At 67.3% G+C, this 17950-nt stretch carries 21 protein-coding genes; 4 read left to right on the top strand and 17 right to left on the bottom strand.

Annotated features, from left to right (window positions below; translation table 11 throughout):
* Positions 1 to 221: 221 nt before the first annotated feature.
* The 4 genes from IOD14_RS04460 to IOD14_RS04445 are packed head-to-tail and all read left to right on the top strand — an operon-like array spanning position 222 to position 6120.
* Positions 222 to 1673, top strand: coding sequence for a glycosyltransferase family 2 protein (locus tag IOD14_RS04460; protein WP_249125827.1), 1452 nt, complete (start codon positions 222 to 224; stop codon positions 1671 to 1673).
* Positions 1674 to 1695: 22 nt separating this feature from the next.
* Entirely contained in the window at positions 1696 to 2928 is a 1233-nt protein-coding gene (locus IOD14_RS04455) for a hypothetical protein (RefSeq protein ID WP_249125826.1), read from the top strand.
* A gap of 16 nt (positions 2929 to 2944) precedes the next feature.
* Positions 2945 to 4045: an NDP-sugar synthase gene (locus IOD14_RS04450; protein ID WP_123991114.1), complete on the top strand. Its 1101-nt coding sequence runs from the start codon at positions 2945 to 2947 to the stop codon at positions 4043 to 4045.
* A gap of 38 nt (positions 4046 to 4083) precedes the next feature.
* Positions 4084 to 6120, top strand: coding sequence for an acyltransferase family protein (locus IOD14_RS04445; protein WP_249125825.1), 2037 nt, complete (start codon positions 4084 to 4086; stop codon positions 6118 to 6120).
* On the opposite strand, the gene truA is transcribed toward IOD14_RS04445, so the two are convergent.
* The 17 genes from truA to rpsH all read right to left on the bottom strand — a co-directional run bounded on the left by truA (position 6050) and on the right by rpsH (position 17820).
* Positions 6050 to 6967, bottom strand: a complete 918-nt coding sequence (truA, locus tag IOD14_RS04440) for a tRNA pseudouridine(38-40) synthase TruA (RefSeq protein WP_212669697.1) — start codon at positions 6965 to 6967, stop codon at positions 6050 to 6052. The two genes, IOD14_RS04445 and truA, sit on opposite strands and share 71 nt — an antisense overlap.
* 73 nt (positions 6968 to 7040) lie before the next feature.
* Positions 7041 to 8462 (bottom strand): hypothetical protein, encoded by a 1422-nt coding sequence (locus IOD14_RS04435; protein ID WP_123991111.1) that lies wholly within the window; start codon positions 8460 to 8462, stop codon positions 7041 to 7043.
* A gap of 156 nt (positions 8463 to 8618) precedes the next feature.
* The gene (rplQ, locus tag IOD14_RS04430; RefSeq protein WP_212669696.1) at positions 8619 to 9131 is read right to left on the bottom strand and encodes a 50S ribosomal protein L17; all 513 of its coding nucleotides are present in this window, start codon (positions 9129 to 9131) and stop codon (positions 8619 to 8621) included.
* Between the two features lie 84 nt (positions 9132 to 9215).
* Positions 9216 to 10238 carry a DNA-directed RNA polymerase subunit alpha gene (locus IOD14_RS04425; protein WP_003966937.1) on the bottom strand — a complete coding sequence of 341 codons (1023 nt, stop codon included), beginning with the start codon at positions 10236 to 10238 and terminating at the stop codon, positions 9216 to 9218.
* Positions 10239 to 10397: 159 nt separating this feature from the next.
* Positions 10398 to 10802, bottom strand: a complete 405-nt coding sequence (gene rpsK / locus IOD14_RS04420; RefSeq protein ID WP_003956432.1) for a 30S ribosomal protein S11 — start codon at positions 10800 to 10802, stop codon at positions 10398 to 10400.
* A 70-nt stretch (positions 10803 to 10872) separates the two neighbouring features.
* Positions 10873 to 11253: a 30S ribosomal protein S13 gene (gene rpsM / locus IOD14_RS04415; protein WP_020135802.1), complete on the bottom strand. Its 381-nt coding sequence runs from the start codon at positions 11251 to 11253 to the stop codon at positions 10873 to 10875.
* A gap of 190 nt (positions 11254 to 11443) precedes the next feature.
* Positions 11444 to 11557: a 50S ribosomal protein L36 gene (gene rpmJ / locus IOD14_RS04410; protein WP_003998809.1), complete on the bottom strand. Its 114-nt coding sequence runs from the start codon at positions 11555 to 11557 to the stop codon at positions 11444 to 11446.
* 29 nt (positions 11558 to 11586) lie between these two features.
* Positions 11587 to 11808, bottom strand: a complete 222-nt coding sequence (infA, locus tag IOD14_RS04405) for a translation initiation factor IF-1 (RefSeq protein ID WP_003948620.1) — start codon at positions 11806 to 11808, stop codon at positions 11587 to 11589.
* A gap of 250 nt (positions 11809 to 12058) precedes the next feature.
* The gene (gene map, locus IOD14_RS04400; RefSeq protein WP_123991109.1) at positions 12059 to 12895 is read right to left on the bottom strand and encodes a type I methionyl aminopeptidase; all 837 of its coding nucleotides are present in this window, start codon (positions 12893 to 12895) and stop codon (positions 12059 to 12061) included.
* 126 nt (positions 12896 to 13021) lie between these two features.
* Positions 13022 to 13684, bottom strand: a complete 663-nt coding sequence (locus IOD14_RS04395) for an adenylate kinase (RefSeq protein WP_123991108.1) — start codon at positions 13682 to 13684, stop codon at positions 13022 to 13024.
* Positions 13684 to 14997, bottom strand: a complete 1314-nt coding sequence (gene secY / locus IOD14_RS04390) for a preprotein translocase subunit SecY (protein WP_123991107.1) — start codon at positions 14995 to 14997, stop codon at positions 13684 to 13686. The genes IOD14_RS04395 and secY overlap by 1 nt, the downstream gene beginning before the upstream one ends.
* 187 nt (positions 14998 to 15184) lie before the next feature.
* The gene (gene rplO / locus IOD14_RS04385; protein WP_003974249.1) at positions 15185 to 15640 is read right to left on the bottom strand and encodes a 50S ribosomal protein L15; all 456 of its coding nucleotides are present in this window, start codon (positions 15638 to 15640) and stop codon (positions 15185 to 15187) included.
* Between the two features lie 2 nt (positions 15641 to 15642).
* Positions 15643 to 15825, bottom strand: a complete 183-nt coding sequence (rpmD, locus tag IOD14_RS04380) for a 50S ribosomal protein L30 (protein ID WP_005481207.1) — start codon at positions 15823 to 15825, stop codon at positions 15643 to 15645.
* Positions 15825 to 16433 carry a 30S ribosomal protein S5 gene (gene rpsE, locus IOD14_RS04375; protein ID WP_030671799.1) on the bottom strand — a complete coding sequence of 203 codons (609 nt, stop codon included), beginning with the start codon at positions 16431 to 16433 and terminating at the stop codon, positions 15825 to 15827. The genes rpmD and rpsE overlap by 1 nt, the downstream gene beginning before the upstream one ends.
* 36 nt (positions 16434 to 16469) lie before the next feature.
* The gene (rplR, locus tag IOD14_RS04370) at positions 16470 to 16853 is read right to left on the bottom strand and encodes a 50S ribosomal protein L18 (protein ID WP_030317315.1); all 384 of its coding nucleotides are present in this window, start codon (positions 16851 to 16853) and stop codon (positions 16470 to 16472) included.
* Positions 16854 to 16856: 3 nt separating this feature from the next.
* Positions 16857 to 17396: a 50S ribosomal protein L6 gene (gene rplF / locus IOD14_RS04365; protein ID WP_123991106.1), complete on the bottom strand. Its 540-nt coding sequence runs from the start codon at positions 17394 to 17396 to the stop codon at positions 16857 to 16859.
* A 25-nt stretch (positions 17397 to 17421) separates the two neighbouring features.
* The gene (gene rpsH / locus IOD14_RS04360) at positions 17422 to 17820 is read right to left on the bottom strand and encodes a 30S ribosomal protein S8 (RefSeq protein WP_007384075.1); all 399 of its coding nucleotides are present in this window, start codon (positions 17818 to 17820) and stop codon (positions 17422 to 17424) included.
* Positions 17821 to 17950: the final 130 nt, after the last annotated feature.

Genomic DNA, 17950 nt, shown 5'->3' with positions numbered 1-17950 from the left:
CGTTTTCAGTCCCACACATATGTGTAAGGATCTGTGTTCTGTTCGGTCAGTCTTCGGCCGCCCGGGGGGGCATCTGAGCGCGGCTGACCGAAAGCGCCAAAGAAGGCGTTGAGGGGATGGACCCGGAACCACATCATCTGTCACGGTGCGTAGCCATGCCGTGATCAAGATCCGTCGTGCCTCAACGCGCCACCGATCTCACGGAGAGTTCCGCAGTCGTCATGGCATCGACAGTCGTCGACGGGGGTGTGCCGCATTCGCGGCACAATCAGAAACTCGCCAAACGAACCGCCGCATGGAAGCCGGGAATCCTCCCGTTCCTGCTGCCCTTCATCCTGCTGGTCGCGTTCGGGCTGTGGAGCTACCGCCCCAGTTCGTCCGTGCTGAGCTGGGCCCTGTCCGTGGTCTGGACCCTGCCGGTGGTCGGCGTCCTGGTCGGAATCCAGGGTGCGCTGCTGATCCGCCGCCGGGTCCGCAAGAGCGACCGGATGATCCCTCCGGCACCGGCCGAGGAGGACTTCCTGATCGTTCTGTGCCCGACCATCGGGCGCAACGACACCTACCCGGCCCTGGAACGCTCGATCCTCTCGTACGTCGAGCACCTGCCCGAGTGGTTTCCGTACCTGCGCGTCGACATCCTCACCGAGGAGGGCTGCGAGGCGGCGGCGGACATCGACCGGCTGGCCGACTCCCACCCGCTGATCCGGGTGATCACCGTGCCCAAGGACTACGTCCCGGCCAACGGCACCCGCTTCAAGGCCCGCGCCAACCACTACGCCCACGAGCTGCGCATCGCCGAGGGCGAGGCCCTCGACTACGTCTGGGTGCTGCACATGGACGACGACACCGGTGTCGGACCCGACACCGCGTCCTCGCTCGCCCAGTTCATCAACCGCCAGCGCCGCGCCCACCCCGACGAGGCCAAGCACATGGCCCAGGGCATCCTCACCTACCCGCGCGAGAACGCGGTCAACATGTTCACGTGGCTCGCCGACGCGGTGCGCCCCGCCGACGACATCGCCCGCTTCCGCGCCCTGACCGGCATGGGCACCCCGGCCGCCGGCGTGCACGGCGAACTGCTGGTGCTGCGCGCGTCCATCGAGGCGACCATCGGCTGGGACTTCGGCCCCAAGGAGATCGTCGAGGACGCCCGTCTCGCCCTGACCTTCTGCCGGAAGTACCCCGGCAGGAGCGACTGGTTCAACGGCCGCTGCTACGGCGCCTCCCCCGCCACCGCCGCCGACTTCATCAAGCAGCGTGACCGGTGGGCCTGGGGCCTGGTGGCCCTCTGCTTCAACAAGGCCGTGCCCTGGCGCTACCGATGGTTCCTGTCGATCTGCGTGACCACCTGGATCCTCGGCCCGCTGCAGCACATCGGCGCCGTGCTGCTCATCGGCTGGCTCTTCAACGACATGAACACCTCGCCCGTGACCCAGTCCATCACCATCCTGTGGGCCTTCAACTTCGCCTATGTGATCTGGACCTACTGGGAGGGGCTGCGGCTGAACGCGCTCGCCTCGGTCAGCGGCCGGCGCAAGTGGTGGGAGCCGATCGTGGTGGTCGTCTGCATCCCGGTCTTCTCCGTGCTGGAGGGTCTCGGCGGCTTCAAGGGCTTCCTGAGGTTCGTCCGGCGCGAGGAGAACAAGTTCGTCGTGATCGCCAAGCCCGCCTGACCGCCCGGAAGACACCAGACTCATGCGCTCACGACTGCCCCTGCTCGCGATCTTCCCTGTGACCGTTCTCAGCCTCGTGCTGGGCGCCCCCTTCGTCCTCGGCGACCACCCGGTCCGCTGGGAGGCGGGTTCGGCCCTGCCCAAGGTCGTCATCGGCGACTCGGAGACCTCCGCGACCCCGTCCGGCAAGACGCCCGGATCCTCTCCCTCCGGCTCTCCCGCCTCCTCCTCCGCCACCGACGCCCTCCGGGTCGCCAAGCCCTGGAAGAAGGGCATGCCGCAGTGGGGCGTGCAGCTCTACTGGGAGGAGGAGACGAAGAAACGATCCGACACGTTCATCGAGAACCAGGCCCGCAAGCAGGCGAAGTACCTCATCGGCCTGGGTGCCAACTCGGTGTCCCTCTCGTTCCCCTACTTCATCGGCGGCCGCACGTCCGACGAACTGTCGGCCGGGGCCAAGACCCCCTCCCCCGAGCGCCTCGAACGGGTGCTGAAGGTCTTCGAGGACGCCGGGTTCCGCACCACGCTCCGCCCGATTCTGGACGAGGGCAACCTGAAGCAGAACAACGGCTGGCGCGGCAACATCGAGCCCGCCTCCCGCTCGGCCTGGTTCGCGTCGTACAAGAAGCTCCTCACGCCGTACCTCAAGACCGCCGAGGAGACGAAGACGAACACCTTCGTGATCGGCACGGAGCTCAACTCGCTGGAGGGCGACCCCGGTTGGGACGCCCTGGTGGCCTCCGCCGAGAAGAACTTCTCGGGCGAGGTCTCCTACGACGCCAACTGGGACAACTACGTCTCGGGCCGCATCAACATGCCGGTCAACCACCTGGGCGTCGACGCCTACTTCCCCGTCAAGGTGCCGGACACCGCCCCGGTCTCCGACCTGGTCGACGGCTGGAACACCTGGCTGGACAAGAAGGCCACCGGCCCGCTGCCGAACATCCTCGTGTCCGAGACCGGGATCGGCGCCATGAAGGGCGCCTATCACGCGCCGGGCGACTTCTACACCCGCCGGGCTCTCGTCCCCGAGGTGCAGGCCAACTGGTACAAGGCGGTCTGCGAGGTCGTCCAGGACCGGAAGATGCAGGGCATCTACTGGTGGTCGCTCTGGTTCGACGACGACCCCAACACCAAGCCCGACGACAAGGTTGCCTCCCGGCTCGACTTCGCCGGACGTCCCCTCTCCGAAAAGGCGATCAAGTCCTGTTTCACCTCTGACTACGCAGGACCCGGGACCGACACCGCAAGCTGACCGAGCGGAGGCAATCATGCAGGAAGCCATCATTCTGGTAGGCGGCAAGGGAACCCGCCTGCGCCCCCTGACCAACCACACCCCGAAGCCCTTGCTGGGCGTCGCCGGCTCCTCCTTCATCCGGCACCAGATCGCCAAGCTGATGGACGCGGGCGTCGAGCACGTGGTCTTCGCGACCTCGTACCTCGCCAGCCTCTTCGAGGAGGAGTTCAAGGACTTCTCCCAGGACCTGAGAATCTCGTACGCAGTCGAGGAGGTGCCGCTCGGCACGGGCGGGGCGATCCGCAACGCGGCCCGTCTCCTGCACGGCACCTCGCCGGACGCGCCGGTCCTCGTGCTCAACGGCGACATCCTCTCCGGCGTCGACCTGCGCACCCTGCTGGGGCGCCACGCGGAGCGGTCGGCGGACGTGACCCTGCACCTCACCCGCGTCCCCGACCCCCGCGCCTTCGGCCTGGTACCCACCGACGGGTCCGGCCGGGTGCTCGCCTTCCTCGAGAAGCCGAAGACGCCCGAGGAATGCGTCACCGACCAGATCAACGCCGGTTGCTACGTCTTCCGCCGCTCGGTCCTCGACGCGATACCGGCCGACCGCGAGGTCTCGGTCGAGCAGGAGACCTTCCCGCAGCTCGTCGCCGCGGGACGCCGGGTGTACGGCCACACGACCGAGGAGTACTGGCGTGACCTCGGCACCCCGCTCGCCTTCGTCCACGGCTCCGCCGACCTGGTCACCGGCCACGCGACCTCGCCCCTGGTGGGGCGGCCGTCCCAGGCCCTGATCCACCCCACCGCCGTCGTCGACCCGACCGCCCGCGTCACGGGCGGCTCGACCATCGGCCCGCGCGCCGTGATCGGCCCGCACGTGGTCGTCGACCGCTCCATCATCGGCTCCGGTGTGAACGTGGCCGAGAACACCCGGATCCACGAGTCGGTGGTGGACCACGACTCCACGATCGGCAGCGCCTCCGTCCTGCGCGAAGTGGTCGTGGGCTGCCACGCACACATCGGCGCGGACAACGAACTGCCCGCCCAGCTACGGCTGTCGTGCGGCATCCGCATTCCCGCCCAAGGTGTGCGCGTCAGCGGTACGGCTGCCGCCTGCCCGACGGTCCACTGAAGTCGTCTGCCTGCCAGCGTGCTCGACCGGAGAGTTCCTTGACAACCGACACCCGCACCCGCCGTCGCCCACCGGCCGCGCAGACAGACCGTCTTCGCAAGTACCGGCCGGACATCCAGGGCCTGCGTGCCGTGGCCATCATGATGGTCGTCAGCATGCACTGCGGCATCCTGGACATCCACGGCGGCGTGGACGTCAGCTTCGTGCTGAGCGGCTTCCTCATCGGCGGCCAGCTCCTGGCCGAGATCGACAAGACCGGCAAGGTCTCCCTGACCAAATTCTGGGCCCGCCGCTTCCGCCGGCTGGCGCCGGCGATGGCCGTCACGATCGTCGGCACAGCGGTCCTGGCCTGGTTGTACGCGAGCCCGCTGCGATTCCGCGGGTACGTGGAGGACGGTCTCGCTTCCTCGCTCAGCGTCATGAACTGGCGCCTCGTCGAGACGGGCACCGACTACTTCGCCAACGACGGCAGCCAGTCCCCGTACCAGCACTTCTGGTCGCTGGGCATCGAGGAACAGTTCTATGTGATCGCCCCGATCGCACTCGTCGTCACGGCCTGGCTCAGCCGCCTGGTCTTCCGCAACCGTGTGCTGGTGGCGCTGTTCCTCATGGCTGTCATCGGCGGGTCGTTCTACCTGGGCTACACGCAGACCTCGGAGAACCAGCCCCTCGCCTACTTCAGCACTCACACCCGCATCTGGGAGATCACCTTCGGTGTTCTCCTCGCCGTCGGCGCACAGCTGCTCTCCCGGATGAACACCGGGTTCGCGGCGGTGCTCTCCTGGCTGGGACTCGGCATCACGCTCGTCACCGCGCTCCTCATCTCCGCCGAGACCCCGCTGCCCGGGTACGCGGTGGCCGGTCCGGTGCTGGGCGCCGGCCTGATCATCGCCGGCGGGTGCGCCGCTCCCCGTCTCGGCGCGGAACGGCTCCTGGACAACCCTGTCTTCAACTTCATCGGGAGCGTCAGTTACGGCTGGTACCTCTGGCACTGGCCGCTTCTGATCCTCTGGCCGTACCTGGTGTCGTGGGAGGTCACCTACGCGGACCGGTTCCGGGTCGCCGTGGCCTCGTTCCTCGTGGCCGTCGCCATGCACTACGCCGTCGAACGCAGGTTCAGGAACAACGTGAAGTTGGTGGCCCGTCCCTGGAAGGGCATCCTCGTCGGCGGAACGGCCACCGCCTGCGCGGCCGGAGCCATGGTCCTGGCCACGATGGTCCCGCTGAACCTCGCGACGGCCGCCTCCGGCACGGTCGCCGTCGGATACACCGACGAGGCTTCGGTCGAGGCGGCCGCGCTCCGTACGAAGCTGTCCGCGACGGTGCAGGGGGCCCTGCCCGAGACAGCGGAGAACCACGCCACGCGCGGATGCATCGACGACACCGAGGTCGCCAAGTTCACGATGCGGGACTTCTGCGTCATCGGTGACCCGGAGGGGAAGAAGACGATCGTCCTCATGGGCGACTCCCACGCCTGGCAGTGGAACGACGCCTTCCACGACCTCGGGAAGAAGCTCGGGGCCAGAGTGGTGACCATGGCCAAGGGTGGCTGCTCTCCGCAGGAGTACCGCATCATCAATGACGAGCTGCACCGCGAGTACACCGAATGCGACAGCTGGCGGGACTCGGTGTTCAAGGAACTGGGCGACCTCAAGCCCGATGTCATCGTCGTCGCCGACCGGACGCGCCGCGAGGCGACGAGGGCGGGCGCCGAGGCCACCTTCAAGGTCCTCAAGTCGACCGGCGCCGAACTCGTCTACCTGACGGACACGCCCCAGCCGGGCCAGAACGTGCCCGACTGTCTCGCCACCCACGTCGACGACATCTCCTCCTGCAACAGGAAGCAGTACGAGGCGCTCGAGTACACCGACTTCCGGACCATGGAGCGGGAGGTGGCGGAGAAGTACGGCGCCTCGATCATCGACACCGTGCCCGCCTTCTGCACGAAGGACGTCTGCCCGAGCGTCATCGGCGACCAGGTCGTCTACTTCGACTCGAGCCACATCACGTCGAGCTACTCGAAGACCCTGGAGCCCTTCCTCGAGCCGACTCTGGAAGAGGCCCTGGCCGGCTGACCCCGTGCACCTCGCCGCGTACCCGGCGGGCCTGAAGCTGCCTCTCGGCCAGCTGATCGTCCGCCGGGTACGCGACCTCTTCCAGGGTCAGCCCGTGCGGTCGTACGACATGCACCGCACTGTCCCGCACCCGCGCGTCGAGGACCTTGCGCGGCCACTCCACACCCCGGTGCCCGTCCCCGACGAACAGCAGCGCCCCGACCATGGACCGCACCTGGTTGTGGCAGAAGGCGTCCGCCCGGACCTCGATCTCGACGATGCCGTCCGCCGTCCGCCGCACCCCGAAGTCGAAGATCTCCCGGACCGTCGAGGCACCCTCACGCTTCTTCGCGTACGCCGCGAAGTCGTGCTCGCCGACGAGGGACCCGGCGGCGGCGTCCATCACGGCGACGTCCAGCTCCCAGTCGTGCCACAGCACATGGTTGCGCAGCAGCGGATCGACACCGCCGGGCCGGTCCCCCACCCGGTAGATGTAGCGCCGCCACAGTGCGGCGAACCGCGCGTTGAACCCCTCCGCGGCCTCGGTGAGCCCCCACACCCGCACATCCTTCGGCAACCGCCCCGCCAGCCGCTTCAGCAGCTTCTCGCGATGCTCCTCCCACAGCCCCTCGGGAAGGTCCACATGGGCCACCTGCCCGCGTGCGTGGACCCCGGCATCGGTGCGTCCGGCGACCGTCAGTTCGTACGTCACGTCCCTCGACCGCGTCACCGTACGCAGCGCATCCTCGATCTCGCCCTGCACGGTCCGCCGGCCGCCGGCCTGCTTGGCCCATCCGGAGAAGTCGGTTCCGTCGTAGGAGAGGTCGAGGCGGACACGGACCCAACCGGGCTGTACTTCGTCGCTCACCCCCAGATCCTCTCAGGAACGCGGGACGGGCCCGCCCCGAGGGGCGGGCCCGTCCGGCCGAAGCCGCCGACGATCAGGGCCGGCCCCTCGGGTTCAGCACGATCGCACCGGAGTCGTTCGCCGGATTGCCCTCGTTCGGCATCGTGTACGCGAAGAACGCCCGGCCGGTGGCGTTCCTGATCACCTCGTCGACGCGCAGGGCGAAGGTGAAGGTGAGGGAGGCGTCCTCCAGGATCGGGGTGTCGATGTTGCAGAGGTAGTCGCCCTCGGCCCCCTCCCAGCCGGCGGCCCGGCAGGCCTCGGGGGCCGTGGTGGCCGTGGTTCCCGGGGGAAGGTCCACCCAGAAGGAGATCGGCTCGCCGCCGGAGCGGAGCAGGGCCAGCCAGGCGGGACCGTGGTTGGCGAAGCCGATGTCCACCGGCACCGTCTGGCCCTTGCGGGCCCGCAGCCGCTCACCGGTCAGGTCGAGGTCGAAGGTGTTCTTCGTCGGGAAGTCCATCTCCGCGTACCGGGTGTAGCCGGCCGGGTCGGCGTCCGGCAGCCGCACCAGCTCCAGATCGGGTCCGGACCCCGCCCGGTAGTCGCCCTCCGCCAGCAGGTCCGCGACCTGGTCGGCGGGCACCGCGCTGAAGGAGTAGGACATCGAGTCGTACAGCGCGAAGCCGGCCGTCCCGATCGGGAAGGGGGTGCTCAGCCCGTAGGCCGCCCCTGCGGCGAACTCGCTGTCGAAGACGCACAGGGCCGTGGACCACCCGCGCAGATCGGCCGGGTCACGCGGGTCGTACCAGCAGTTGCCGAACGTGCCGGGCAGGGAGAGGCCCCGGGTGCCGGAGACGCGCAGCACGACGCCCTTGCCGCCGAGGCCGCCGACGTTGCGGAAGCCCAGCGGCGCCTGGAAGGTGTCGCCGGCCTTGAAGCCCTCGGGCTCGGCCAGCTGCTTGTTCTGCAGCTCGGGGCCGCCGACCAGCACGTCCACCGTGTGCCCGGTGAAGGCCAGGCCCTCCCCGGCGGCCGTGACCTCGATGCTGCCGACCTCGCCCGCGGCGCTCTCGTCGGTCACGTCGAGACGGATGCCGCCCAGGTCGTTGTAGTCCCGGCCGGCGTAGATCTCGTAGCCGCGGCAGGTGGCGACCAGCCCCTCGACGGAGCAGCCCTGCCAGCCGCCGAGCCGGGAGAAGTTCACGGCGGCGACCCCGGCCAGGGAGCTCGCGTCCACGGTGACCGTGTACTCGCCCTGGTGGATCGGGTAGGTGACACCGTTCTCGTCGGGTACGGGCTCGCCGGGCGCCCGCAGTCCCAGATCGATCTGCGGCTCACCGGGCTCCCCCGGCTCCCCGGGCTCGGGGTGCAGCGAGAGGTTGACGCTGTCGGGACCGGTGACGGAGACCGGCAACGGCTCCTCCTCGGCCCGGGCCGGACCGGCCAGTGCGCCGGCGGCCAGCGCGGCCAGCGCGAACGCGGAGATACTGCGCCGCACAGCGGCGAGACTGTTCATGGGACCCCCGTGACTCGGACATCATGCGCACCGGATCGGCGACGCATCTGCATGACCTGTGAGTCAGCTGTGGGGTTGTGCCGCGTTTGAGCCACAACGCGAACGGGCCCGCTCCTCGAAAGGAACGGGCCCGCAATCGCCCTGGAGGCAGAACGCTTACGCGTCCTTCGACTCCTCGGCGGCGCTGTCCTCGGCCTCGTCGGCCTTGGTCGTGTCGACCTTGGTCTCCTCGGCGGCCGGAGCGGCCTCGGCGTCCTTGGCGGCACGCTTGGTGGCGGCCTCGGCCTCACCCGTCGCCTGCTGCGCGACCGTCAGGGCCTCGACCAGCTCGATGACAGCCATGGGCGCGTTGTCGCCACGGCGGTTACCGATCTTGGTGATGCGGGTGTAGCCACCGGGACGGTTCTCGTAGCGCGGGCCGATCTCGGTGAAGAGCGTGTGGACGACGCTCTTGTCCGTGATCACCTGGAGCACCTGACGGCGGTTGTGAAGGTCGCCCTTCTTCGCCTTGGTGACCAGACGCTCGGCGTACGGACGCAGCTTGCGCGCCTTCGCCTCGGTGGTGGTGATACGGCCGTGCTCGAAGAGGCTCTTCGCGAGGTTCGCGAGGAGGAGCTTCTCGTGCGCGGCGCTGCCGCCCAGACGGGCACCCTTGGTGGGCTTCGGCATTTCTTTCTCCTTGGTATCTGCCCCGGCCGTATCAGGTACCGGGGTCAGGAACCCGGCGAGCGGATGCTCACCGGCAACAACCGATCAGTACTGCTCGGTCTCCACGAAACCCGCGTCCGCGTCGTCGTCGGCGCCGAAGGCGTCGGCGGCGGCGGTCGGGTCGAATCCGGGCGGGCTGTCCTTGAGGGCCAGGCCCATGCCGGCCAGCTTCGCCTTGACCTCGTCGATGGACTTCGCACCGAAGTTGCGGATGTCCAGGAGGTCGGCCTCGGAGCGCGCCACGAGCTCACCCACGGAGTGGATGCCCTCACGCTTGAGGCAGTTGTAGGAACGGACCGTGAGCTCCAGCTCCTCGATCGGCAGCGCCAGGTCGGCGGCAAGGGCGGCGTCCGTGGGGGACGGGCCCATGTCGATGCCCTCGGCGTCGATGTTCAGCTCGCGGGCGAGACCGAACAGCTCGACCAGGGTCTTGCCGGCGGAGGCCATGGCGTCACGGGGACGCATCGCCTGCTTGGTCTCGACGTCGACGATCAGCTTGTCGAAGTCGGTGCGCTGCTCGACACGGGTCGCCTCGACCTTGTACGTGACCTTGAGCACCGGGCTGTAGATGGAGTCGACCGGGATACGGCCGATCTCCTGGCCCACCTGCTTGTTCTGCACGGCGGAGACGTAACCGCGGCCACGCTCGACCGTGAGCTCCATCTCCAGCTTGCCCTTGCCGTTGAGCGTGGCGAGGACCAGGTCGGGGTTGTGCACCTCGACACCGGCCGGGGGCGCGATGTCGGCGGCGGTGACCAGACCCGGGCCCTGCTTGCGCAGGTACATCACGACCGGCTCGTCGTGCTCCGAGGAGACGACCAGCTGCTTGATGTTGAGGATCAGGTCGGTGACGTCCTCCTTGACGCCCGGCACGGTGGTGAACTCGTGCAGAACGCCGTCGATGCGGATGCTGGTGACAGCAGCGCCGGGGATCGACGAGAGGAGGGTGCGGCGGAGGGAGTTGCCGAGGGTGTAGCCGAAGCCCGGCTCCAGCGGCTCGATCACGAACCGGGAGCGGAATTCGTCGACGACCTCTTCGGTCAACGAGGGACGCTGAGCGATCAGCATGTGTGGATCAGATCCTTCTTTCGTGGACGCCCGCTATTTGACGCCCGACGGACCCGCACCGGCGAAAGTGCGGGGTACTGCAAGGGTACGGGCGGCACCGCCCCGAAGAGCCGTACCGCCCGCAACCTCAAGACAACCTGGCCTGGAACGCGGCCTGCGTCAGACGCGGCGGCGCTTCGGCGGACGGCAGCCGTTGTGCGGGGTCGGCGTGACGTCCTGGATCGAGCCGACCTCGAGGCCGGTGGCCTGGAGGGAGCGGATCGCGGTCTCACGGCCGGAGCCGGGACCCTTGACGAACACGTCCACCTTGCGCATGCCGTGCTCCTGCGCGCGGCGGGCGGCCGACTCGGCGGCCATCTGCGCGGCGAAGGGGGTCGACTTGCGCGAGCCCTTGAAGCCGACGTGGCCGGCGGAGGCCCAGGAGATCACGTTGCCCGAGGGGTCCGTGATCGAGACGATCGTGTTGTTGAACGTGCTCTTGATGTGCGCGTGGCCGTGAGCGACGTTCTTCTTTTCCTTGCGGCGCACCTTCTTGGCAGCGCCCTGACGACCCTTGGGGGGCATCTACAAACTCCTACGGGGAGGTGGTCGGTCCTACAGCGAAGACCGCTGATGAAGCGTTGTCCGCTGAGGACTACTTCTTGCCCGGCTTCTTCTTGCCGGCGATCGCGCGACGCGGGCCCTTGCGGGTACGAGCGTTCGTGCTGGTGCGCTGACCACGGACGGGCAGACCACGGCGGTGCCGCAGACCCTGGTAGCAGCCGATCTCGACCTTGCGGCGGATGTCGGCCTGGATCTCGCGACGGAGGTCACCCTCGGTCTTGATGTTGTTGTCGACGTACTCACGAATCGCGACGAGCTGCTCCTCGGAGAGGTCGCGAACGCGGGTGTTCGGGTCGATGCCGGTCTCGGCCAGCGTCTGCTGGGAGAGGGTGCGGCCGATACCGAACACGTAGGTCAGGGCGACCTCCACGCGCTTTTCGCGCGGGATGTCAACACCGGAAACGCGTGCCATTCAATGGCTCCTGGTGATCTTCGGAGGTCTTCCACAGAACCGGCTCCCAGCCGCCGTACCAGGTACGAACTGGGTCCCCGGCCTCCGAACCGGGGGTGTCAGACGGACGTACGCCGCCTGGGTCCTGCGTATGAACATATTCAGCTTGCGTCGCGCGAAGAATTGCGGATGCAGAGGAAAAGGTCGGCGATCAGCCCTGGCGCTGCTTGTGGCGCGGGTTCTCGCAGATGACCATGACCCGACCGTGACGGCGGATCACCCTGCACTTGTCGCAGATCTTCTTGACGCTCGGCTTGACCTTCATGGGATTGAGGTTCTCCGGGTCAGAGGAATCTACTTGTACCGGTAGACGATCCGGCCACGGGTCAGGTCGTACGGAGACAACTCCACCACGACCCGGTCGTCAGGGAGGATACGGATGTAGTGCATACGCATCTTGCCGCTGATGTGAGCCAGGACCTGGTGGCCGTTCTGGAGCTCGACCTTGAACATGGCGTTCGGAAGAGACTCGACGACAGTGCCCTCGATCTCGATGGCACCTTGCTTCTTGGCCACGCTTCGCCCTTCGAATCGACTACCTTGATCGACTCTCCTGCGCTCCCCTCAAGGGGCGCATGCGGACATGCGGGTGCACGAGAGCCGACGAGTCAGTCTACTTCAGGGCTCCGAGAAAGACGAATCGAGGATTCATGCCCCGACTCGGAGATCCTTAAGCACCCCGAAAGGGGCGCGGGCCTGTGCTCATATGCGGCTACCGCCGCGCGGGCGCGACCGGCCACAGCCGGGCCCGCGGCCGGCACACGCCCTATGCCAACGGATCCGGAGCCGCAACGACCCCGTGCTCCGCAAGCTTCGCCTTCCCGCCGTCCGGGGACGTCAGCACCAAGGGCCCGTCATCCGTCAGAGCCACCGAGTGCTCCCAGTGCGAGGACCACGTCCCGTCCGTCGTGATGACCGTCCAGTCGTCCGACAGGACCTCCGTCTTCGGGGTGCCCAGGGACACCATCGGCTCGATCGCCAGGCAGAACCCTGTGACCAGCTTCGGCCCCTTCCCCCGGCGCCGGTCGACGTAGTTCAGCAGGTGCGGGTCCATGTGCATCTCGGTGCCGATGCCGTGGCCGCCGTAGTCCTCGATGATCCCGTAGCGGCCGCCGCCGGGCTTCGGCTGGCGGCGGATGTACGTCTCGATGGCCCGGGACACATCGACCAGCCGGGCGCCCTGCTTCATCGCCGCGATGCCGGCCCACATGGACTCCTCGGTCACGCGCGAGAGCTCGATGAGCTCCGGGGCGTGGCCCGAGCCCACGAACGCCGTGTAGGCCGCGTCCCCGTGCCAGCCGTCGATGATCGCGCCGCAGTCGATGGAGATGATGTCGCCGTCCTTGAGGACGACCTCGTCGGACGGGATGCCGTGGACGACGACCTCGTTCACCGAGGTGCAGATCGTCGCCGGGAAGCCGCCGTACCCGAGGAAGTTCGGCTTCGCGTCGTGCTCGGCGAGCACCTTGCGCGCGACCTGATCGAGATCCCTGGTCGTGGCCCCGGGCACCGCGGCCTCTCGGGTCGCCGCGTGGATGGCGGCGACGACCAGCCCCGCCTCGCGCATCTTGGCGATCTGCTCGGGGGTCTTGATCTGCACCATGCGGCGGGAGCCTTTCGAAGGAAGAGGGACGGGCGCATTCAACGATACGTGCACCCACACAGCAGCCGCGGCCCCCTCGGAAGGGAACCGCGGCTGTCGTACTGGAAAACCGCTGCGGGAGAACCGCTACGCGGCGTCGTCCTCGTGCTGGAGCGCCTCCATGGCACGGCCGGTGACGTCCTCCACCTTGCCGAGCGCCGAGATCGTGACCACCAGGCCCTGGGCCTTGTAGTAGTCGATGATCGGCTCGGTCTGGGTGTGGTAGACCTCCAGGCGCTTGCGGACCGTCTCCTCGGAGTCGTCGTCGCGCTGGTACAGCTCGCCGCCGCAGACGTCACAGACGCCGTCCTGCTTGGGCGCCTTGTACGAGACGTGGAAGACGTGCGCCGAGTCCTTGCGGCAGATTCGGCGGCCGGCGATGCGCTTGACGACCTCTTCCTCGGGTACCTCGAGGTCCAGCACCGCGTCCAGCTTCATGCCCTCGTGCTGCAGCATCTCGTCGAGCGACTCGGCCTGCGAGACGTTGCGCGGGAAGCCGTCGAGCAGGAAGCCGTTCTCGGCGTCCGGCTGCTCCATGCGGTCCTTGGCCATGCCGATGGTGACCTCGTCCGGAACCAGGTTGCCCGCGTCCATGTAGGACTTCGCGAGTTTGCCGAGGTCCGTCTGCCGGCTGATGTTGGCGCGGAACAGGTCGCCCGTGGAGATGTGCGGGATCGACAGGTTCTGGGCGAGGAACGCGGCCTGCGTTCCCTTACCGGCACCCGGCGGCCCGACGAGGACGATACGCATCAGCGGAGGAACCCTTCGTAATTGCGCTGCTGGAGCTGGCTCTCGATCTGCTTCACCGTCTCGAGACCGACACCCACGATGATCAGGATGCTGGTCCCGCCGAACGGGAAGTTCTGGCTTGCCCCGAAGCCGACCAACGCCATCGTTGGCACAAGAGCGATCAGACCCAAGTACAGCGAACCCGGCCAGGTGATCCGGTTGAGTACGTAGCTGAGGTACTCAGCGGTCGGTCGGCCAGCCCGGATGCCCGGGATGAAGCCACCATACTTCTTCATGTTGTCGGCGACTTCCTCGGGGTTGAAGGAGATCGCCACGTAGAAGAACGCGAAGAAAACGATGAGCAAGAAGTAGAGCGTGATGTAGATCGGGTGGTCACCCTTGACGAGGTTGGCCTCGATCCAGGTCTTCCAGCCCGAGTTGCCGCTCGAGAACTGCGCGATCAGAGCCGGGATGTAGAGCAGCGACGACGCGAAGATGACGGGAATCACACCGGCCTGGTTGACCTTCAGCGGGATGTACGTCGACGTACCGCCGTAGGAACGGCGGCCGATCATGCGCTTCGCGTACTGCACGGGGATGCGGCGCTGGGCCTGCTCGACGAAGACCACCAGGCCGACCATGACCAGGCCGACCGCGATGACGGTGCCGAACTCGATCCAGCCGTCGGCCAGGGTGCCCTGCTTCTTGATGGCCCACAGCGCGGACGGGAAGGTGGCGGCGATCGAGATGAACATCAGGATCGACATGCCGTTGCCGATGCCGCGGTCGGTGATGAGCTCACCGAGCCACATGACGACGGCCGTACCGGCGGTCATCGTGATGACCATGACGATCGTGGTGAAGATCGCGCGGTCCGGGACGATGCTCGACGCGACGGTGCAGCCGGAGAAGAGAGCGCCGCTGCGGGCGGTGGCCACCAGGCCGGTGCCCTGCAGGATGGCGAGCGCCACCGTGAGATAACGGGTGTACTGCGTGATCTTCGCCGTTCCGGCCTGGCCCTCCTTCTTGAGGGCTTCCAGGCGTGGGATCACCACGGTCAGCAGCTGCAGAATGATGCTCGCCGTGATGTACGGCATGATGCCGAGCGCGAAGATCGTGATCTGCAGCAGCGCGCCACCGCTGAACATGTTGACCAGACCGAAGAGTCCCTGGTTGCCGGACGCCTGGTCCACACACTCCTGGACGGACTTGTAGTCGACGCCAGGGATCGGGATGTGGGTACCCACGCGGTACACCACGATGATGGCGAGCGTGAAGAGCAGCTTCTTGCGCAGGTCGGGCGTCTTGAACGCCCGGGCGAACGCGGTGAGCACGGTGCCTCCTGCGACCCCCGCGCTACTGCGTCAAGGGTGACGGTCTTGAGGTTCGACGAATATGAGAGAAAGCAGTGCAGGCCACCTTACCGGCGACACGGCCTGCCGTGGAACGACCAACCGGGGATACCCCGTTGTGAGGTATCCCCGGTCGGGACTGCTTACGTCATCGAGACGCCTGCGGATCTCAGACGAGCTCGGTGACCGTGCCGCCGGCGGCGGTGATCTTCTCCTTGGCGGAGCCGGAGACGGCATCGACCGTCACCTGCAGCGCCACGGAGATCTCGCCCTGGCCGAGGACCTTGACGAGGCTGTTCTTGCGAACGGCACCCTTGGCCACCAGACCCTCGACGGTGACCTCGCCACCCTCGGGGTAGAGCGCGGCCAGCTTGTCGAGGTTCACGACCTGGAACTCGGTCTTGAACGGGTTCTTGAAGCCCTTCAGCTTCGGAAGACGCATGTGGAGGGGCATCTGGCCACCCTCGAAGCGCTCCGGAACCTGGTAACGGGCCTTCGTACCCTTGGTACCACGACCGGCCGTCTTACCCTTCGACGCCTCACCACGACCCACACGGGTCTTGGCGGTCTTGGCGCCCGGGGCGGGACGGAGGTTGTGGATCTTGAGCGGGTTGTTCTCCGCCATGATCAGTCGACCTCCTCGACCGTCACGAGGTGGCGGACGGTGTGCACCATGCCGCGGAACTCGGGGCGGTCCTCCTTGACGACCTGCGTGTTGATGCCCTTGAGACCAAGGGAACGCAGGGTGTCACGGTGGTTCTGCTTGCTGCCGATGTACGACTTCGTCTGCGTGATCTTGAGCTGAGCCATTACGCAGCACCAGCCCCGGCACGCGCACGAAGCAGAGCCGCGGGAGCAACGTCCTCGAGGGGCAGACCACGGCGGGCCGCGATCTCCTCGGGGCGCTGCAGGCCCTTCAGGGCCTCCACGGTCGCGTGCACGATGTTGATCGCGTTCGACGAGCCGAGCGACTTCGACAGGACGTCGTGGATACCGGCGCACTCGAGCACCGCACGCACCGGGCCACCGGCGATAACGCCGGTACCGGGGGACGCGGGCTTGAGCAGTACGACGCCGGCAGCCTTCTCACCCGTGATCGGGTGCGGGATGGTGCCCTGGATACGGGGGACCTTGAAGAAGTGCTTCTTGGCCTCCTCAACACCCTTGGCGATGGCGGCCGGCACCTCCTTGGCCTTGCCGTAACCGACACCCACGGTGCCGTCACCGTCGCCCACCACGACCAGCGCGGTGAAGCTGAAGCGACGACCACCCTTCACAACCTTGGCGACACGGTTGATCGCGACGACACGCTCAACGTAAGCAGTCTTCTCGGCGGCGGCTGCGCCACCGTCACGACCCTTACGGTCCCGCCGCTCGCCGCCACCGGCACCGCCACCGCGGCGCTGGGGTCCAGCCATTGGATTACCTCTCTCTTTCCGCTAGCTACGAGCGGCTCAGAACTTGAGCCCGGCTTCGCGGGCGGCGTCCGCCAGGGCAGCGATGCGCCCGGCGTACTGGTTGCCACCACGGTCGAATACGACAGCCTCGACACCGGCGGCCTTCGCACGCTCGGCGACCAGGGCGCCGACCTGCTTGGCCTGTGCCGACTTGTCGCCCTCGCCACCGCGGACCGTGGTGTCCAGGGTGGACGCCGACGCCAGGGTGTGACCCTTGATGTCGTCGATCACCTGGGCCACGATGTGGCGGTTGGAGCGGGTAACGACCAGACGGGGACGCTCCGCCGTACCGGAGATCCGCTTGCGGATCCGGATGTGACGGCGCTTGATCGCGGCGCGCTTGTAGGCGTCGCCCTTCAGGATCTTCTGTCCGTATGCCATGGCTTACTTACCCGCCTTTCCGACCTTGCGGCGGATGACTTCGCCCTCGTACTTGACACCCTTGGCCTTGTACGGGTCGGGCTTGCGCAGCTTGCGGATGTTGGCCGCAACCTCGCCGACCTTCTGCTTGTCGATGCCCTCGACCGAGAACCGGGTGGGGGCCTCCACCTTGAAGGTGATGCCCTCGGGGGCCTCGACGGTGATCGGGTGGCTGTAGCCGAGAGCGAACTCGAGGTTCGAACCCTTGGCCGTCACGCGGTAACCGACACCGCTGATCTCGAGCTTCTTCACGTAACCCTGGGTCACGCCGGTGATCATGTTCGCCACCAGCGTGCGGGACAGGCCGTGCAGGGCCTTGTTCTGACGCTCGTCGTTGGGGCGGGTGACGTTGAGAACGCCGTCCTCACCCTTGGCGATGTCGATCGGCGCAGCGACGGTGTGGCTCAAGGAACCCTTGGGGCCCTTGACCGAGACCGTACGGCCGTCGATGGTGACGTCCACGCCGGCGGGAACCGTGATGGGGAGCTTGCCAATACGCGACATAGCTGTTTCCTCCGATTCCTTTCCGCTACCAGACGTAGGCGAGGACTTCTCCGCCTACGCCCTTCTTGCCGGCCTGCTTGTCGGTCAGAAGACCGTGCGACGTGGAGATGATCGCCACGCCGAGGCCACCGAGGACCTTGGGCAGGTTGGTGGACTTCGCGTACACCCGGAGACCGGGCTTGGAGATCCGCTTGATGCCCGCGATGGAGCGCTCACGGTTCGGGCCGAACTTCAGCTCGAGGACGAGGTTCTTGCCGACCTCGGCGTCCTCGACCTTCCAGCCCGTGATGAAGCCCTCCTGCTGGAGGATCTCCGCGATGTGAGACTTGATCTTGGACGCCGGCATCGTCACGGAGTCGTGGTATGCCGAGTTCGCGTTCCGCAGACGCGTAAGCATGTCTGCGATCGGATCAGTCATGGTCATGAATTGGCCTTCGGCCTCTCTCGCCGGGGTTTCCAGGTGCCCATCCCTCTCCTCGATCCGAGACGAGGCGGGTGCGGTGCGGTGGACCTACGGCGTAGTAAGTCGTACGGGCGACCGTCAGGCGCCCAAC

The sequence above is a fragment of the Streptomyces sp. A2-16 genome (assembly GCF_018128905.1).
Taxonomy (GTDB): Bacteria; Actinomycetota; Actinomycetes; order Streptomycetales; family Streptomycetaceae; genus Streptomyces.
This window is presented reverse-complemented; position numbering and strand designations above follow the sequence as displayed.

Coding starts and splice junctions, on each gene's coding strand:
- rplO (WP_003974249.1), bottom strand. CDS start 15,640: ATGGCGGAGAACAACCCGCTCAAGATCCACAACCTCCGTCCCGCCCCG.
- rpsM (WP_020135802.1), bottom strand. CDS start 11,253: ATGGCACGCGTTTCCGGTGTTGACATCCCGCGCGAAAAGCGCGTGGAG.
- rpmD (WP_005481207.1), bottom strand. CDS start 15,825: ATGGCTCAGCTCAAGATCACGCAGACGAAGTCGTACATCGGCAGCAAG.
- IOD14_RS04425 (WP_003966937.1), bottom strand. CDS start 10,238: ATGCTGATCGCTCAGCGTCCCTCGTTGACCGAAGAGGTCGTCGACGAA.
- rplR (WP_030317315.1), bottom strand. CDS start 16,853: ATGGCATACGGACAGAAGATCCTGAAGGGCGACGCCTACAAGCGCGCC.
- IOD14_RS04455 (WP_249125826.1), top strand. CDS start 1,696: ATGCGCTCACGACTGCCCCTGCTCGCGATCTTCCCTGTGACCGTTCTC.
- IOD14_RS04395 (WP_123991108.1), bottom strand. CDS start 13,684: ATGCGTATCGTCCTCGTCGGGCCGCCGGGTGCCGGTAAGGGAACGCAG.
- rpsH (WP_007384075.1), bottom strand. CDS start 17,820: ATGACCATGACTGATCCGATCGCAGACATGCTTACGCGTCTGCGGAAC.
- IOD14_RS04450 (WP_123991114.1), top strand. CDS start 2,945: ATGCAGGAAGCCATCATTCTGGTAGGCGGCAAGGGAACCCGCCTGCGC.
- rplQ (WP_212669696.1), bottom strand. CDS start 9,131: ATGCCGAAGCCCACCAAGGGTGCCCGTCTGGGCGGCAGCGCCGCGCAC.
- IOD14_RS04435 (WP_123991111.1), bottom strand. CDS start 8,462: ATGAACAGTCTCGCCGCTGTGCGGCGCAGTATCTCCGCGTTCGCGCTG.
- rpsK (WP_003956432.1), bottom strand. CDS start 10,802: ATGCCCCCCAAGGGTCGTCAGGGCGCTGCCAAGAAGGTGCGCCGCAAG.
- map (WP_123991109.1), bottom strand. CDS start 12,895: ATGGTGCAGATCAAGACCCCCGAGCAGATCGCCAAGATGCGCGAGGCG.
- rplF (WP_123991106.1), bottom strand. CDS start 17,396: ATGTCGCGTATTGGCAAGCTCCCCATCACGGTTCCCGCCGGCGTGGAC.
- rpmJ (WP_003998809.1), bottom strand. CDS start 11,557: ATGAAGGTCAAGCCGAGCGTCAAGAAGATCTGCGACAAGTGCAGGGTG.
- IOD14_RS04460 (WP_249125827.1), top strand. CDS start 222: ATGGCATCGACAGTCGTCGACGGGGGTGTGCCGCATTCGCGGCACAAT.
- rpsE (WP_030671799.1), bottom strand. CDS start 16,433: ATGGCTGGACCCCAGCGCCGCGGTGGCGGTGCCGGTGGCGGCGAGCGG.